This window comes from Nocardioides sp. S5-5 (genome assembly GCF_054954065.1).
This window is the reverse complement of the sequence record NZ_CP199913.1, coordinates 930977-947119: the sequence shown is the minus strand read 5'-3', so window position 1 is coordinate 947119 and position 16143 is coordinate 930977. Positions and strand designations below refer to the sequence as shown.

14 protein-coding genes and 1 pseudogene are annotated in these 16143 nt (G+C 69.4%); 3 read left to right on the top strand and 12 right to left on the bottom strand.

Annotation, left to right across the window (positions count from 1 at the left end):
- Position 1: 1 nt before the first annotated feature.
- Both trxB and ACUP6Y_RS04465 read right to left on the bottom strand, forming a co-directional pair.
- On the bottom strand, positions 2-967 hold the full coding sequence (gene trxB, locus ACUP6Y_RS04470; protein WP_462554432.1) for a thioredoxin-disulfide reductase: 966 nt from the start codon (positions 965-967) through the stop codon (positions 2-4).
- Between the two features lies 1 nt (position 968).
- A complete protein-coding gene (locus ACUP6Y_RS04465) occupies positions 969-2159 on the bottom strand; it encodes a homogentisate 1,2-dioxygenase (RefSeq protein ID WP_462554431.1) in 1191 nt (396 codons plus the stop codon).
- A gap of 132 nt (positions 2160-2291) precedes the next feature.
- Here ACUP6Y_RS04465 and ACUP6Y_RS04460 point away from each other — a divergent pair, with 132 nt between their 5' ends.
- Both ACUP6Y_RS04460 and ACUP6Y_RS04455 read left to right on the top strand, forming a co-directional pair.
- A complete protein-coding gene (locus tag ACUP6Y_RS04460) occupies positions 2292-3428 on the top strand; it encodes a hypothetical protein (RefSeq protein ID WP_462554430.1) in 1137 nt (378 codons plus the stop codon).
- On the top strand, positions 3425-4498 hold the full coding sequence (locus tag ACUP6Y_RS04455; protein ID WP_462554429.1) for a mandelate racemase/muconate lactonizing enzyme family protein: 1074 nt from the start codon (positions 3425-3427) through the stop codon (positions 4496-4498). Before ACUP6Y_RS04460 ends, ACUP6Y_RS04455 begins: the two co-directional genes overlap by 4 nt.
- A 54-nt stretch (positions 4499-4552) precedes the next feature.
- On the opposite strand, the gene ACUP6Y_RS04450 is transcribed toward ACUP6Y_RS04455, so the two are convergent.
- The gene (locus tag ACUP6Y_RS04450; RefSeq protein ID WP_462554428.1) at positions 4553-4819 is read right to left on the bottom strand and encodes a hypothetical protein; all 267 of its coding nucleotides are present in this window, start codon (positions 4817-4819) and stop codon (positions 4553-4555) included.
- A gap of 191 nt (positions 4820-5010) precedes the next feature.
- Here ACUP6Y_RS04450 and ACUP6Y_RS04445 point away from each other — a divergent pair, with 191 nt between their 5' ends.
- Entirely contained in the window at positions 5011-5526 is a 516-nt protein-coding gene (locus ACUP6Y_RS04445; RefSeq protein ID WP_462554427.1) for a carboxymuconolactone decarboxylase family protein, read from the top strand.
- Positions 5527-5578: 52 nt separating this feature from the next.
- On the opposite strand, the gene ACUP6Y_RS04440 is transcribed toward ACUP6Y_RS04445, so the two are convergent.
- From ACUP6Y_RS04440 to ACUP6Y_RS04400, 9 genes and pseudogenes are all read right to left on the bottom strand, one after another.
- Positions 5579-6838: an MFS transporter gene (locus ACUP6Y_RS04440; RefSeq protein ID WP_462554426.1), complete on the bottom strand. Its 1260-nt coding sequence runs from the start codon at positions 6836-6838 to the stop codon at positions 5579-5581.
- A gap of 153 nt (positions 6839-6991) precedes the next feature.
- Positions 6992-7999 (bottom strand): AraC family transcriptional regulator, encoded by a 1008-nt coding sequence (locus tag ACUP6Y_RS04435; protein WP_462554425.1) that lies wholly within the window; start codon positions 7997-7999, stop codon positions 6992-6994.
- A gap of 198 nt (positions 8000-8197) precedes the next feature.
- The gene (gene folP / locus ACUP6Y_RS04430) at positions 8198-9013 is read right to left on the bottom strand and encodes a dihydropteroate synthase (RefSeq protein ID WP_462556626.1); all 816 of its coding nucleotides are present in this window, start codon (positions 9011-9013) and stop codon (positions 8198-8200) included.
- A gap of 152 nt (positions 9014-9165) precedes the next feature.
- Positions 9166-9666: a VOC family protein gene (locus ACUP6Y_RS04425; RefSeq protein WP_462554424.1), complete on the bottom strand. Its 501-nt coding sequence runs from the start codon at positions 9664-9666 to the stop codon at positions 9166-9168.
- Between the two features lie 13 nt (positions 9667-9679).
- A complete protein-coding gene (locus ACUP6Y_RS04420) occupies positions 9680-10666 on the bottom strand; it encodes an MBL fold metallo-hydrolase (RefSeq protein ID WP_462554423.1) in 987 nt (328 codons plus the stop codon).
- 201 nt (positions 10667-10867) lie between these two features.
- On the bottom strand, positions 10868-11689 hold the full coding sequence (locus ACUP6Y_RS04415) for a substrate-binding domain-containing protein (RefSeq protein ID WP_462556624.1): 822 nt from the start codon (positions 11687-11689) through the stop codon (positions 10868-10870).
- Between the two features lie 45 nt (positions 11690-11734).
- Positions 11735-11887 (bottom strand): annotated as a pseudogene (locus ACUP6Y_RS04410) (LacI family DNA-binding transcriptional regulator); the annotation flags it as partial.
- Positions 11888-11930: 43 nt separating this feature from the next.
- A complete protein-coding gene (locus ACUP6Y_RS04405) occupies positions 11931-13040 on the bottom strand; it encodes a cupin domain-containing protein (protein WP_462554422.1) in 1110 nt (369 codons plus the stop codon).
- Positions 13037-15964 carry a BTAD domain-containing putative transcriptional regulator gene (locus ACUP6Y_RS04400; RefSeq protein WP_462554421.1) on the bottom strand — a complete coding sequence of 976 codons (2928 nt, stop codon included), beginning with the start codon at positions 15962-15964 and terminating at the stop codon, positions 13037-13039. The genes ACUP6Y_RS04405 and ACUP6Y_RS04400 overlap by 4 nt, the downstream gene beginning before the upstream one ends.
- Positions 15965-16143: the final 179 nt, after the last annotated feature.

Below are 16143 nucleotides of genomic sequence, written 5' to 3'. Positions count from 1 at the left end.
GTCAGCTCGCCGTGAGCGCGGGGAGTGATGAAGCAGCCAGGAAGTGCTCGACGTCGAGCGCGGCGGCGCAGCCGCTCCCGGCCGCGGTGATCGCCTGCCGGTACCGGGAGTCCACGAGGTCACCGCAAGCGAAGACCCCGGAGAAACCCGTGCCGGTTCCGTCTGTCACGAGGACGTATCCGGCCTCGTCGAGGTCGAGCTGACCGCGCACGAGCTCCGAGCGCGGCTCGTGCCCGATGGCGACGAAGACACCGTCGGTCGCCAGGTCTCGCCGGGTCCCGGTGCGTACGTCGGTCAGCTCGACTCCCGTCACGTGGTCCGTGCCGCTGATGCCGGTCACCTCGGCGTTCCACTCGAAGGTGATCCGGTCGTTGTCGAACGCGCGAGCCTGCATGGCCTTCGATGCACGAAGCTCGCCTCGCCGGTGCACGAGGTGGACCCGACGGGCGAACCGGGTGAGGAAGGTGGCCTCCTCGACCGCCGTGTCCCCGCCTCCGACGACGACCACGTCCTTGCCCCGGAAGAAGAAGCCGTCGCACGTGGCGCACCAGCTGACGCCGTGCCCCGAGAGGCGCCCCTCCTCCTCCAGGCCGAGGCGGCGATAGGCCGAGCCCATCGCGAGGACGACGCTGCGCGTGAGGTAGGTGCCACCCTCCGCCGTCCGGATCCGCTTGACGGCACCACCGAGCTCCAGCGCCGTGGCGTCGTCGGGGACCAGCCGGGCACCGAACCGCTCGGCCTGCTCGCGCATGCTCGCCATCAGGTCCGGCCCGAGGACGCCCTGCGGGAACCCGGGGAAGTTCTCCACCTCGGTGGTGCTCATCAGGGCGCCGCCGGCGGAGACCGATCCCTCGATGACGACGGGGCGGAGCTGAGCGCGGGCGGCGTAGATCGCCGCGGTGTAGCCGGCGGGCCCGGAGCCGACGATCACCACGTCGAGGACGTCGGCCTCCTCGTTCCCCTCCATGTCAGCTTCCGTCCGTCTCCACGGCCTGTCCCGTGCCGCGTGCCCACGACCAGGGGTACCCGGGATCCTCGACGCCGAGGGCGGCCGCACCGATCTGGAGGGGAGCGAAGGTGTCGATCATGACGGCGGTCTCGGTGGTGCTCGTCATCTCGAGGGTCTTCTCGTGGCTGCCGGGCTGGGGGCCGTGGATGTAGCCCGCCGGGTGCAGCGACATCGACCCCTGGACGATGCCCGTGCCGGCGCGGCTGATGAAGTCGCCGGTGTAGAACAGCACCTCGTCGGAGTCGACGTTGGAGTGCGCGTAGGGCACCTTCACCGCATCCGGGTGGTAGTCGAACAGCCGGGGGACGAACGAGCACACCACGAAACCGGGGCCCTCGAAGGTCACGTAGGTGGGCGGCGGAAGGTGCAGGGCGCCCGTGGACGGCAGGTAGTCGGCGATGTTCAGCGCGTACGGGTAGTTGTAGCCGTCCCAGCCGACGACGTCGAAGGGGTGGAAGGCGTACTTGTAGCGGGTGCAGCCGGTGCGGGTCCGCACCACGACGTCGGCCGGCCCCTCCTCGTGGATCAGCTCCTCCGGCGCACGCAGGTCGCGCTCGTTGAACGGCGAGCCGTCCAGGAACTGGCCCACCGGGGACATGAAGCGCTTGGGCGGGCGGATGTGACCCGAGCCCGTGCCCTCCACGATCAGCAGGCGCAGCTCATCGGACTCCAGCACCCATCGGTGGGTGGTGGACGTCGGGATGACGACGTAGTCACCGTCGGCGACCGAGAGCCGCCCGTAGGGGGACTCGAGGACCGCGGAACCCGATTCCACGAAGACCAGCTCGTCACCGATCGCGTTGCGGTAGAGGCCGCTCGACCGGGTGGCGGCGACGTAGGAGATCGTCAGGTCGGCGTTCCCGACGATCACCGTGCGCCCGGCAACGGGGTCGCCAGCCGTCCCGAGCTTGTGCGTCAGGACGTGGCGCGGCAGCAGCGGGTCGTTCGAGACCAGCTCTCGCGACTCCAGCCGGACCGACTCCGCCGCCGTGATCACGGTGGGCAGCTTCCGGTGGTAGAGGAACGACTGCGTCCAGGAGAACCCCTCCTCCCCCTGCATCTCCTCGTAGTACAGCTCCCCGGTCGCCGGATCCCTGAACTGCGTATGACGCCGGCGCGGGATCTCTCCCAGCGAGCGGTAGAAGACCATCTCTTCTCCTCCGATTATCGGTTACTGAACTCGATTACCGGTATCGTGCCGCGGCGCCTCGGGCCTTGTCAATGGCCCAGTGGCCATCTATTCTCCGATAAACGAAGATGCAAACCGATAATCGGAGGACAGATGAGAGAGCTGGTCACCGTGCCCATGGGCACCGGCAGCCGGGCCACCGAGGTCTACTCGGGGGTCGCCCGCATGGCAGGAGTGCTGTGGTGCACCCGCGTGCGGGCGCGTCCGGGTCACCGGGCAGCGACCGCGGTCGTGGTGGTGCATCCGTCCTCGAACTTCCTCGGCCACTACGCGTTGGACGCCTGGGCCGCGCGCGGAGTGGACGCCGTCGCGATGACGACCCGCTACATCGGCAACGACTCCGCGCTCCTCCTCGAGAACTGCGTCCTCGACGTGGCGTCCGTCGTCGGCCACCTCCGGCTGGAGGGATACGAGCGCGTGGTCCTGGTGGGCAACTCGGGCGGAGGCGGTCTGGTGGCGCTGTATCAGGAGCAGTCACGTCGACCGAGCATCACCGCCGCACCCGGCGGTGCCGGTCCGGACCTGACCCGGGCGGAGCTGCCCTCGGTCGACGCGCTCGTCATGCTCATGGCCCACCCGGGCCGTGCGAACCTGCTGGCCGAGATGCTCGACCCGGCTCTCACGGACGAGGCGGACATCTGTCAGCGCGACGAGTCCCTCGACCTGTTCGCCCCCGGCCGGGTGCCGCCGTTCGACCGTGCGTGGCTGGACCGCTACCGGCAGGCCCAGAAGGACCGGAGCGACAGGATCACCGAGTTCGCGCGCAGCGAGATCACTCGCCTCCGCGAGCACACCGGTGGCCGCGTCCAGGATGCGCCGATGCTGGTGCATGGCACCTGCGCCGACCCGCGCAACGTCGACCTGACGATCGATCCTTCGGACCGTGAGCCAGGCACGCTGTGGGGAGATCCCGCGACCGCCAACCTCATCCCGACGACCTTGGGGCACCTGACCTCGCTCCAGTCCTGGCTCTCCCAGTGGTCGCTCACCACCTCCCACGGTGACGGCCCGGCGCGGCTGCGCGGCGTGGACGTCCCGGTGCACGTCATCTACGGGACCGCCGACCAGGCGTGCTTCCCCGAGCACGCCCGTCAGCTGTACGACGCGGCGCCGCCGGGCAGGCGCGAGCTCACCGCCGTCCGGGGTGGCCGCCACTACCTCAACGGCCAGCCCGCCCAGATCGACGAGATGGCCGACGTCCTCGTCGGCTGGACGGAGGACGTGCTGTGACCGCCATCGACCGCATCACGACATCGATGCACGCCGTACCGCTGGGCGCCGGCCGAGGCGGCTCGGGCGCGACCCAGGTGGACCTCGTCCTCGTCACCGTCGAGGACACCGAGGGAGCGCGTGGGCTCGGATTCACCTTCGGCCTGACCGGTGGCGCTGGAGCCGTGCAGCGTCTCATCACGGAGGACCTGGTGCCGCTGGCGCTCTCCTCCGAGCTCGATCACTGGCCGCAGACCTGGGAACGACTCTGGGCGCGAACCCATCGTCTCGGCCGAGGCCACGCCCTCGCGGCGATCGGGGCCCTCGACATCGCCGTCCACGACCTGCTCGCCCGCCGGCAGGAGCTTCCGCTCTACCGGTACCTCGGAGCTCACGCCGACTCCGTCGAGATCTACGGGAGTGGTCGGGCGACCCACCAGATGAGCGACGCGGACCTGATCGCGGGTGCGCACGCGTACCTGGACGAGGGCTTCCGCGCGGTCAAGCTGCGCGCGGGAGCGCTGGGGCTCGAGCGGGACGTCGAGCGGGTCGCAGCCGTTCGGCACGCCGTGGGGGACTCAGTGCGCATCATGGTGGACTGCAACGAGCGCTTCACGCTGCCCGAGGCCCTCTGGTTCTCGGCACGCATGACGGACCTCGACGTCTTCTGGCTGGAGGAGCCCGTGCGCTCGGACGACGTGCGGGGCCACCGCCAGCTCGCCGCCACGGGTCTCCCGATCGCGGTGGGCGAGCACCTGCAGGGTCGGTTCGAGTTCGCGGACTACCTCGGGCAGCGGGCGGCGTCCGTCCTGCAACCCGATCCTCCGCTCTGCGGCGGCGTGACCGAGTGGCGCCGGATCTCAGCCATCGCCGAGGTCGGCTCGGCCGTCCTCTCGCCCCACTTCCTCCCCGAGCTCAACGTTCACCTGGCGCTGGCCGTGCCGAACTGCCCGATGGTCGAGCACTTCCCCCTCATCGACGACGTCCTCGCCGAGACGATCACCGTCGTCGACGGCCGGGCACATCCGTCCGAGCGTCCCGGGCACGGCCTGCTGTTCGACGACGAAGCACTTCGCCGGTTCCGGGTCTGAGGCCTACGTTGCTCGCCCCCGAGAAGGAGAGCCGTCGACCTGGAGCAGGAGAGCTCAGGCCGAGCGCGCTGCCAGCACCATCCTGGCCGCGGCCTGGACCAGCTCAGTGCGTTGCAGGCCGCTGGCGGTCTCGGCGATCACCAGCAGCACGACGATGACCTCGAGCAGGCCGGCGCACAGGTCTTCGAAGGCCCGTGGCAGATCCGCGGCTCCCTCGACGATCGTCCGGGCGAAGAGCTCCGCGTCGGCGTCGTCGAGGCTCCCCGACACCAAGGTGGTCACCACCCGCATCGCCGCGTCGATGCTGTCCTCCGAAGCCACGCGGGGCTCCCTTCTGTCGAGCCACACCACAGCAGGCGCCTCCCTCCGGAGGCCCGACCGGCGTTTAGTATAACTGAACACATCGTCGCATGTCGGCGGCGAAGGAACGGGAAGGATCACTCGTGGCCATGGTTCCCCTCAGGACGGAAGCTGAGTTCTCCGTCGTGGATCGTCCCGACTTGGACGCGGGAGTGAGCAGTTACGGACAAGTCCTCCACACCTGGTCCGCAATCGCGAACAGTCCGGGCCTGTTCGCGACCTATCTGCCGTTCGTCCGACGGGTTGCCGGCCCCGGACGCCTCGAGCAGCGCGTGAAGGAGCTGACCGCGGTCCGCGTCGCAGTCCTCAACCACTGCCGCTACACGGCGAGCCACCGATGCACCTCCGCGACCAGGGCAGGCATCGGCGAGGACGAGCTGGTCGCCGTCGCTCGTGGCGCGTTCGAGCGGTTCAGCGAGCGCGAGCAGGTCGCTCTCATGCTCGCTGAGGAGATGACCGTCGCGCCGCCCGTCGTCCCGTCCGCGATCAGCCCGAGCGGCATCACTCCGGAGCTGCGCGCCCGGTCGCAGGAGCTGTTCGACCCGGACGAGCTGGTCGAGCTCGCCATGGGCATCGGCCTGTGGAACGGCCTCACCCGGTTCCATCGCCTGATGGAGTTCGACCTCGACATGCCAGAAGCACCGGCGGACGTGGCAGCAGAGCTCTGACCAGGGCTGGGCGGCCCCGCCTCCCCGGGCGGGACCGCCCACCCACGCCGGCTCAGGTCGACGACGCGAGCGGCGCTCCTCCGCGGATGCGCCGCAGACCGAGCGAGGCAAGCACCACCACGCCGATCCCTGCGACAGCAGCCGGGATGGCAGCGGTCCCGATGATCGCGTTGACCTCGAGCCCCGAGGCGACCAGGAACCCGCTCAGGGTGGGGCCGACGATCGAGCCGACCCGGCCGATCGCATAGGCCCAGCCCACGCCGGCGCCGCGGACCTGGGCCGGGTACAGCGCGACAGCCAGGGCGCTGATCCCGGTCTGGCCGCCCACGACTCCGATCCCGGCCAGGACGATCCCGACCATGAGCAGCGCCGTCTGGTCAGCCATGGCGACGGTCGCTATGCCGACCAGTCCGAGCACATACGCCACGACCAGGATGGCGTGGGAACGGCCGATCCGGTCCATGAGCAGACCGATCACCACACCGCCCGCGAAGCCGCCGAGCGCGAACAGCGATCCGCCGATGGTCGCGGTCGCCTGAGAGTGGCCGGCCTTCACGAAGAGCGTGGGCAACCAGTTCAGGAGCGCGTACATCACCAGCAGATTCGCGAAGAAGACCACCCACAGGACCAGCGTGCTGCCCGCTCGGCCCGATCGGAAGAGCTCGACAGGTGAGGACGAGCCCGCGGTGGCCCCATCCGTCGGCGCCCGAGTCTCCAAGCGCCGGAGACCGACGAGCATCACCACGGCCAGCGCCAGCGGCACGACGCCTCCGACGACGAAGATCGAGCGCCAACCGTGGGCGGGAATCATCCAGCGCGCGACGATGCCGCCGAAGAACGCACCGAGGGAGAGGCAGCCGACAGAGACCGTCACGGCCATCGAGCGCGACCGGAGAGGCGTGTTCTCCGCGATCATCGCGATCAGACTCGGAGTCACGCCGCCGAGGCCGACCCCAGCGAAGAATCGGATGACCATGAACGAGCCGACGGTGTCGGCGTAGACAGGGATCAGGAGTGTCGCGAAGGCGAAGACGAGCGTGGCGACGACCATGACCGGCTTGCGCCCGATCCGGTCGGCCACCATGCCGAAGGCCACGCTGCCGAGAGCCATCCCGAGCAGGCTGGACGAGAAGACGATGCCGAAGGAAGCCGGGCCGAACCCGAACTCCTTGACGATCGACGGCGCCGCATAGGCGATCAGCTGCGCGTCGAGACCATCGAGGACGGCGATGAGCAGGCAGATGCCGACGGCGGCGATCTGGGCGCGCGACATGCGGTCGACGACGGGTGTTGTGGTGACTGGTTGCACCATCGATGGAACCTCCGGGACGGGCGCTGCCGACTGTCGGAAGGGCAGCGCAGAGGACGAGGATCCGCGGAAGCTAGCAACCCGATCGCCTCGCGACAGGCCACGAAGCGAACACCGCCGGGCCAGATGGCGAAGCGTCTCGATCCGGTCGGTCGCTCAACGGCAGTCGTTGAGCGTCGCCGAGGGCAGCACGCCGAAGTGCTGCTGGTAGAGACCGGCGAACCGGCCGGCGTTCGAGAAGCCCCAGCGGCTGGCCACGGCGGTCACCGTCGTACCAGGGTTCGCCCCTGCGGCCAGCAGCTCCCGGCGCGCCTTCTCGAGGCGCACCCGCTGGAGGAACGCATGCGGCGTCGTGCCCAGATCGCGCTTGAACGCGATCTCCAGTGCCCGAACGCCGACGCCGGCGGCACTCGCGAGAGCGGCGACGGTGAGGGTCGCCTCGGCCTCGGCGGCGACGAGGTCCAGCACGGCCCGGACCGGCGCGCGCAGGCCAGGAGCCTGGTCCAGAAGCTGCCCGGTGCTGGAGTTCGGGACGGCCAGGAGGATCGCGACCAGGGCCTGCTCCCCCAGGTGACGCCTGACCAGGCCCGGCATCGCATCGGGCGGCCCACATGCCTGACAGAGGTGGACGAGCAGATCGATGACTCCCGCCAGGACGGCGGCCTCCGAACCCACCACCCTGGACGGTCGGAAGCTGAGCCCTTCGTGCCTGCCGTACGGCGCGATGCGGCCGGCCAGCTCACGCAGCGCCTGCGTCTCAGCCCTCAGCACCAGCGCCTGGCTGTCCGGGCCCCAGCGCATGTGGAGGCTCGGTTCACTGGCCACGGCCGCGAAGGAGCCGCCGGTTGTCGCGACGATCTCCTGACCTGCCTGCCGCACCACGACCGATCCGCTGAGGGGAACGACGACACCGACGTAGTCCTGGGCACCTCCCCGGTCGATGACGACCTCGGCGCCGTAGGACACGTAGGCAAGCGACACACCGCCGAGCTCGACGTGGTCACCGACGGCACGGAAGCGCTCTCGCCTCTCCGCAACGGTGAGGTGATGGGGCGCGAGGAAGGTCGAGACGACGTCACGGGCCACCCGTGGATCCGTGGTCTCGTGATGATGCGCGTCACTCGCCGAGAACCCGCGGAACGAGGCCCCACGCACGACCGCCATGACGGTCACCCCTCACCTGACACGAGGACGGACGGTCTCCGTCCGCCCTCCAGCTCGGCGCCGCCCGAGAACCCGGCATGTTCAGCGTCACTGTACGTCCTGAGGAACGGGCGGTCCATCCTCTGTCGGGGCCGGGCATCCCTCTCGGTGGGCTCAGGCTGGCGTCCCGTCGCCACCGCACGACGTCGACGCCGCCGCTCATCGAGACGAGGCTCCGACCAGCCGGTCGACCACCCGCAGGGCGAGCACCGTCGACGCGACGTCATGCACCCGGAGGTACGACGCGTGTGGCGCGACCAGCGCGGCCAGGACCGCGGATGCCTGATCCTTCTCGGCCGGGCCGAGAGCATCGTCGATCTCCTGGAGAAACGACTTCCGGGAGACAGCGAGCATCAGCGGGTGCCCCAGCGTCTGGAGCGCGGGGAGCGCGTTCAGCAGTGACCAGCTCTGCCCGCTGGACTTGGCGAACCCGATCCCGGGATCCAGGACGATCAGGTCCGGATCCACGCCCAGGGCGACGAGTTCGTCCCTGCGCCGGCACAGCTCCGTGCGCACATCGGCAACGACGTCGTCGTACGTGGCGCGCTGCCACATGCGGTCGCTGTGGCCTCTCCAGTGCGTCACGACGAAGGGGACTCCGGCATCGCGCACCACGCTGGCCATGCGCCGGTCAGCGAGCCCACCGCTCACGTCGTTCACGACAGTTGCGCCCGCATCCACTGCGCTCTCGGCGACGCGCGAGCGCATGGTGTCGATGCTGACCCGCACTCCCGCCCGGGAAAGCTCCTCGACAACCGGGATGACTCGGCTCAGCTCGAGCTTCTCAGGAACGCGACGCGCCCCCGGACGGGTCGACTCGCCACCGACATCGATGATGTCCGCTCCCTCAGCCACCAGGCGCAGCCCGTGCCTGAGTGCGTCCTCGCGGTCGAGGAACAGGCCACCGTCCGAGAAGGAGTCCGCAGTGACGTTGACGATGCCCACGATCTGGCGGCCGGTTGCCGGGCCGCGCATGGGGACCTCAGCCGCCGCCGGCGTCATCACGACCTGGCTGGTCACATCCATCTCCTCCTCTTCAACCGTCGGCCGCGTGCGCAGACGATGTCTCCACGCGGGCTTCGGCGTCGCCCGCGAGGCGTCGATGCGGAAGTGCCGGTGGGCGCGGCTCAGTCGAACGCTTCGGGCGTGTTGAGGTACGCCTTGCCGTTCGGGTAGGACACCAGCTCGCAGTTGAGGCCCCACGGCGACACGAAGTACACCCAGCGCTGGCCCTCGTGCGGCCCTTTGCTCGCCGTCGGTCCCGCGAGCACCCGCGCGCCGCGCGCCCTCAGCTCCTCGACCGCGGCGTCGAGGTCGTCGACGTAGAACGCGATGTGGTGACCGCCGACATCGCTGTTCAGCGGGACGTCGCGTCGCTGCGCGGGAGCCTGATACTCGAAGACCTCGAGCATCGCCTGCTCCCCCACCCGGAAGAAGTAGATGCGGGGGGCGACGGCACTGTCCGGCACGTTCAGGTGGTCACTCATCCAGGTGCCGTCGCCGCGGAGCGGCCCGAGCCGGTAGAGGTACTCGAACCCGAGGACGTCCTCGAAGAACTCCCGAGCCTGCTCGAGGTCGGGAACGGTGATGCCGATGTGATCGACGCGCTTGATGCCGAACGGTGGCATGGCGTCTCCCCTCTCAGTGGTTGTGGTCGACGCAGCCGCCGGCAGCAGCGGGCGGGAAGAAGACGACCGATGGTTGGGCGTTCTCGTCGAGGCGGAGGCTGTGGTACATCGTCAGCGTGTGATTGACGCCCAGGGTGTCCACACCGCCGAGGCGGCCGAGCCACTTGTCGAGGACCGGCTTCGCCGCCTCCGCCGCCGCGGCCTCGTACATGGTCTTGAAGTAGCGGTAGATGTGCTCGGTCCCCACCTCGGCGCGGGCGATGTCGCGCTTCGCCGCGGTGATCTCCAGCGCATGCTGCGCGGCAGCGCGGATGTCGTGCATGTACGCGCGCTGGACCTCGACGTCCTCACGTGTGCCGAGCCGCGTGAGGTGTCCGGTGATCATGGTGTCGAAGTCGAACTCGAGCGCGTGGTCGTGGTGCGCCATGAACCCCGGGATGCTCTTCGACTGTGCGATGTTGGTGAACGGCACCCAGCCCGGGTAGATGACGTCGACGAGCATCAGCACGCGGTGCTGCGGCGCGTGGATGAAGATGTTGCCCGGTGCATGGTTGTCGCCACGGTAGACGAGGTCCAGGGCCTGCCCGCCGACCTCGAGGCGGTACGAGTCCGCGAACGTCACGTCCGGGAGCTGCCGCGCCGGGTCGCCGGCGTCCTTCAGCTTCGCCCAGGTGTCCTGGTGGGCGATCCGGACCGCCTCGCTCGGGAACTGGTCGACCGCGCCGATGTGGTCGCCGTGGAAGTGCGAATAGACGACGTGGGTGATCGGCTTGTCCGTCACGTCCCGGATCGCTCGCGTGACCAGGCCCCCGAGGCATGGCGGCGCGTCGATCGCCACGACACCGTGGTCGTGTACGACGAAGGCGCACTGGTAGCCGCCGTCGGTGATCCAGTGGATGCCACCGGCCACCTCGTCGACCAGATAGCCCGAGGCCGGGACCTCCGGCCCACGGGCACCATCGGGAACCAGCTGCATCTCGAATCCTCCGGGAACGTTCATGTCTGTCTCCTCGTCTGGTGGCCCGGCGGGGCCGCGATGGATGGTGCGCCTGCGTCGCTCACGGCGGACGACGGGCCGTGGCGGGCCGGCCCCGGGACGCGAGGGGATGACGCGTCCGGGCCGGCGAGCTCGGGTCTTCTCAGCTCTCCTCGGGAGCGGCGCACTGTGATCCGCGAGGAGCAAGCGTGGTCCGCTCGCACGTCATGGGGCGGCAGCTGTCGAGTCACGGAGGACCAGACTCGGCTGGAGAGTCGTGACCGTCGGCGGGTCGTTGTGAAGGAGCGTCGACAGCAGCGTGTCCGCGGCGGCCCGCCCGGTCTGGACGAACGGGAGCGAGATCGTCGTGAGTGACGGCGCGAGGTGTTGGCTCAGCGGGTTGTCGTTGTAGCCGACGACTGAGACATCGTCGGGACAGCGCATCCCCGCCCGCCGGATCGCCTGCAGGGCACCGATGGCCATCAGGTCGTTGTGGGCGAACACCGCCGTGAACGCGGTGCCGGCCTCGATGGCTGCGGACATGACTCGATCGGCTTCGTCGACCGTTGGCCGGTCAACGACGTGGCTGTGGAGCGCGACGGAGTCGCCCGACCTCTTCACGACGGCCTCCGCTCCGGCCGCCCTGCTCCTGAACGGCCCAACGGAGGCAGGACCGCAGATCTGGATGATGCTGCGATGTCCTCGCTCGACCAGGTGGGAGACCGCCAGCTCGCCGCCCCGAACGTCGTCGACGAGAACCTTCGGCACGTCCAGGCTGGGCAGGTCACGACCAGCCAGCACGGTCGGCGTCCTCGCGACGAAGGCACTCAACCGCTTCTTGTCGGTGAGCCGCACCGCCGCGTTGATCACGCCGTCCACCCGTCGATCCGTCAGGATCTCCAGAGCGCGATCGAACCGTCGCTGGTCATCCTTGGTCTCGATGATCACCGGCGTGTAGTCCCGCTCCTGCAGTCTCTCGCCGAGGCCGGCCAGGAGCGAGGCCCAGATCGGGTTGCTGAAGTCGGGGATCACCACACCGATCGTCATGGTCCTGCCGGTCCGAAGACTCGCGGCAGTCAGGTCCGGCGTGTATCCGAGCTCACGCGCGGCCGCCAGGACACGCTCGCGTGTCTCAGCGCCGATCCGCCCGGACCGCTCCTGGCTGAGGCTTCGGGACGCGGTGGACGGGTGAACGCCCGCCAACCGAGCCACATCCTCGAGTCTCGGTACGCGTCCCGAAGCCATCAGACAACTCCTTGGGTTGAGGGTCTCTATGGGCGCAGTGGCCCTACTCGGTGTGCTCTGGCAGGTCGCGCCAGTTGTCGGGGAAGTAGAACGCGTCCGACACCGGCGGGACGGGCGACTGGACCTCGATCCACCGTGCGTCGACCTCGTTCTCATCATTCACGAAGCCGTGCGTGCTGCCGGTACCGACCCAGACGAGGTCCCCGGTTGTCATTCGCTCGTGATTTCCGTCGAGCCAGCCGTGCATGCCGCCCTGGGTGTAGAAGTAGATCTCCTCGAACGGGTGGTAGTGCACCGACGCGGCGCGTCCAGGCCCCATCCCCTTGGCGATCTTCGCCATGAAGACCGTGTGCTGATGGGCGCCGAGAAGCTGATCGACCATCATCCGGATCGAGATGTTCTTGATGCAGGGGCCGTGATAACCAGGCATGTTCAGATCGCCGACCGGCGCCATGTCGGCGTCGTCGAAGTGGCCGGCCCAGCGGTGGCGCGGATCGGTCTCCGACGGACGCCCCAGCTTCTCCCCGATGATCGGCGGGCCGCTGATGAAGTTCCGAGCGCCGTCGTAGCCCGGCGGCTTCGGAGACTTCACCCAGAAAAGCTCCAGACCGTCCTCACCCGCGGTCAGCGTGTGCGGCAGCGCCGGTGGCGCGACCGCGTAGTCGTCGACGGCGATGTCGTACTCGAGGCCGACGATCGAGACCGTGCCCGAGCCGCCACGAACCACGAACGACTCCTCGAACGGGCTCCGGTACCACGGCAGGGACGCTCCGGGCGCCAACTTCCGCAGCGACACCTCCATGTGATGGGCGCCGTGCTCCTCGCCCACCATCACGGCCTCGCTGAGCCCTGGGAACTCCTTGACCTCGTGAAAGACCCGTTCCGCGGCACGGGAGATGTGATACGTCATTCCGTTCTTTCCTCCTGAGCACTCAGTGTGCCCGTATTTGCGCATTCGATTGCGCAAATCATTGCTCGCACCCGCCGAGATGTCAAGGTCACTGCTTTCGCCGATTCCGCTAGATTCCGCCAGATTCCGCCAGATACGCGCCGGTGCGCGGGAGGAGGGCGTCGCGGCAGCAGGCGGAATCCGATCGGATTCACCACCTGGTGAGCATTCGATTGCGCACAGACGAGCTTGTCCGGCACTCACCGCCGGAGCTGGGTGACCAGCCGGCGCACCTCTGCCGACGGCGCCACACCCAGTCCGCGCATCGCCGAGACGTAGCGTTGATAGAGGGCAAGGACCGCGTCGTCGCTCCCGCTTGCATGGGCGAGGGAGATGGCGAGCTGCCAGGCCTGCTCTCGATGCGGGCTCTCGCGCAGGACTGTCTCGACGAGCTGGCGTCCCTCTCGATAGCGGCTGAGCCGGAAGGCCAGCCTGGCCGCGTCGATCCGTCCGCTCGTGACCCGCTCGTCGATCTCGACTCGACGTGCCTCGACCCAGCGGCTGCTCAGGGTCGCCAGGTAGGGACCACGGGCGACATGGGTCAGTACCTCGACCATCCTGCGAAGACGCACCTCGTCGTCCTGCCGATCCGCCTGGACGAGCGAGTCCAGCACGACCTGTGACGTGCCGCAGACCAGATCAGGGTTCCTCATGGAGAGGCTCTCGCCCTCCTGATGGGGCATCAGCTCCTCGGGCAGCACCTCGCGCAAGCGGTACAGAGCCTGCCTGAGATAGCTTCGGCCGGCCGCTTCGTTGCTGCTGTCGAAGAGCTGGGCCAACAGCTCCCGCCGGCTCACCTCCCGCCGGGCATCGATCAGGTAGCTGAGCAGCTCGACGCTCTTGCTCAGCCGAAGCAGCACCGGCTCGCCGTCGACGGTGAGGACGGGATCGCCGAACTCCTCGAGCAGCAACCGCGGCGCTCGCGCCGTCACGCGCAGCGAACCCTGATCCGACAGCATCGCCGTCAGCTCGTGCCACCGGGACAGGCGCGTGGGCGAGGCGTCGGCTGCCCGGACCGCCACCGCCGGCACATCGTGCAGCGCGGTGAGCAGCAGGTGTTGCGAACCGCCGGTCGTGGCCTCGGCCAGTGCCAGCTCGGCAGCCGCGTCGGACGCCTCCTCGTCGCCGATCCGCCAGCACGCCTCGGCGAGGTAGGTGGCAGCCGTCGCCAACTCGAGCCGACGATCCCCGGACTGCATCGAGTCGACGCACGCCGCCAGCTCCGCGCGTGCCTCGACATCGCGATCCTCCAACAGGTACGAGAAGCCACGCCAGAGCTGGGAGAGCTCGCGGCTGAACGCGTGGTCCGAGGCACCGTCGTCCTCGGCGTCGGCCAGTGCTCGGCGGGCTGCTTCGGCGTCACGATGCAGGCGCAGGCTCAGCTTCGCCTCGTTGAGATGCCCGATGATCCGGTACACCTTCGAGCCGGTCTCGGCGATCAGCCGACTGCCCCTGGTCAGCGCGGCCCAGGCCTCGTCTCGTCGGCCGAGGTCGATCATGAGGTCGACCGCGTCGAACGCGTGCAGCCACGGGGGTTGCCATGAGCCGCGAAGCACGTCGTAGAGCTCCATGGCCTCGTCGAGTCGGCCCTTGGCCCGCAAGCCGGCGATCACCCAGGGGACGCCGAGCGCCGGAGTCCCGTCCCCGGTGGTCGACCTTCGTTCGAGCTCGCGCAGGCGTCCTCGGTAGTAGCCGATCCGCATCAACAGCGTGTCCACGGTCTCAGAGCGGCTCGAGGAGAAGTCGGGGAACGGCGGAGCGCTCCCGTCGGAGAGAGCGAGCAGGCTCTCGGCGGTCTCCCGAGCACGGCCCGACGGCAGCCGGTCCGCCAAGGCGCGCGCCTCCCCGAGCTCTCCGGCGTGCCACCGGCACCATGCCGCGAGCAGCAGCGCCTCCTCGGAGAACGGTGCGCCGGGTCGCGGAAGCCAGTCGAAACCATGGGCTTCGAGCAGCGCGTTGCCGCGGCCGCACTGCTCGAGCGCGAACGAGACGCGCAGCACCACCGCGCCGACCTCCGCCGTCGGCGTCCGGTTGACGACATCCAGCTCGTCGAGCCACCGCGCGGCCGACGTGAAGTCCATCCGCGCCACCAGGCTGGGCAGCGCCTGGGCCGCCCGCTGCCAGGCGAGCTCGGTCTCGCCGAGCTCGAGCAGTGCGTCGACCGCCTCCTCCAACCTGCCCTCTCGGGCCAGCAGATCAGCGTGCGCGCGCCGTACCCGACGAACAGACTCCGCCGGTTCGGTCCTGACGAGCTCGACCTCGAGGAACTCGCGAACCTGCGGGTACACGACGAAACGGCTGCGGTCCGCCGACCACGACCCCGGGAGGTGGATCTCCTCGAGCGCAGCGAGCATGCGCGGCGCGTCCTCCTCTCCCAAGGCCAGGGCGCCGGCCGTCGAGACCTCCGCGAGAATGCTGGTCCGGGCGAGGAAGGCCCGCAAGGGTGCCGAAGCCGGGCCGAGAGCCTCCGCGGAGAGGTAGGTCTCGAACTCGACGGACCGCACCGCTTCCGGGCGCACGGACCGCTCGCCCTCGTACAGGACGCCGGCCGCCCACCCGTGGGTCAACCCGAGCACGACGTCGAGGTCTCCCGGGAAGTCGCCCCGGCGAAGCAGTGCCTGCCGGGCCTCGTCCCGGTCGAAGTTCAAGACGTCCTGCCCGACCTCGATGACACGTCGATCCAGCAACGCGGTCGCGTCGACAGGAAGCCGGACGCGCGAGATCAGGACGAGGCTCACGTCGGGCGGCAGATAGCTGACCAAGGACGAGAGGGTGGCCCACGACCCCGGGTCGTGGGCCACCCTCTCGACGTTGTCACAAACGAGGACCAGCCCGGAGCCGGACCAGCTCTCCGCCAGCAGGCCGGCCACCTCTGCAGGGAGCAGCCTCCCCTCCAGCGCGCCGGCGATCATGCGCGGCGCGCTGGTCAGCGGGACGGTCGCTGCCTCTTCGAGGTAGGCCAGCAGGCGTCCCGGTGCCAGCTCCGTACCATCGAACGACAGCCAGGCGACCGGACGCTCGAGGCGCCGGGTCGCCATGGCCACCGCCGTGGTCTTCCCGCTGCCTGCCGCCGCCTGTACCAGCACGACGTGCCGTCCGGCCAGGAGATCATCGAGGTGTGAGACCACTCGAGCACGTTCCGCAACGCGCTCGCCCAGCGGCGGTGGCATGATCTTCCGGCGGATCACGTACGGTCCGCTCGGCTTCCGATCGTCCATCGTCATGACCTGCCTGTCCCCGGGTAGAGGATATGCCGCGCACCGCGAGGGTCGTCCCGGTTCCACGACCGGATCACCGTGACGACGTA

What these genes read in the sequence shown, in the direction of transcription:
- trxB (WP_462554432.1), bottom strand. Translation starts at nt 967, where the DNA reads ATGGAGGGGAACGAGGAGGCCGACGTCCTCGACGTGGTGATCGTCGGC.
- ACUP6Y_RS04465 (WP_462554431.1), bottom strand. Translation starts at nt 2,159, where the DNA reads ATGGTCTTCTACCGCTCGCTGGGAGAGATCCCGCGCCGGCGTCATACG.
- ACUP6Y_RS04460 (WP_462554430.1), top strand. Translation starts at nt 2,292, where the DNA reads ATGAGAGAGCTGGTCACCGTGCCCATGGGCACCGGCAGCCGGGCCACC.
- ACUP6Y_RS04440 (WP_462554426.1), bottom strand. Translation starts at nt 6,838, where the DNA reads ATGGTGCAACCAGTCACCACAACACCCGTCGTCGACCGCATGTCGCGC.
- ACUP6Y_RS04435 (WP_462554425.1), bottom strand. Translation starts at nt 7,999, where the DNA reads ATGGCGGTCGTGCGTGGGGCCTCGTTCCGCGGGTTCTCGGCGAGTGAC.
- folP (WP_462556626.1), bottom strand. Translation starts at nt 9,013, where the DNA reads ATGCGCGGCCCGGCAACCGGCCGCCAGATCGTGGGCATCGTCAACGTC.
- ACUP6Y_RS04425 (WP_462554424.1), bottom strand. Translation starts at nt 9,666, where the DNA reads ATGCCACCGTTCGGCATCAAGCGCGTCGATCACATCGGCATCACCGTT.
- ACUP6Y_RS04420 (WP_462554423.1), bottom strand. Translation starts at nt 10,666, where the DNA reads ATGAACGTTCCCGGAGGATTCGAGATGCAGCTGGTTCCCGATGGTGCC.
- ACUP6Y_RS04415 (WP_462556624.1), bottom strand. Translation starts at nt 11,689, where the DNA reads ATGACGATCGGTGTGGTGATCCCCGACTTCAGCAACCCGATCTGGGCC.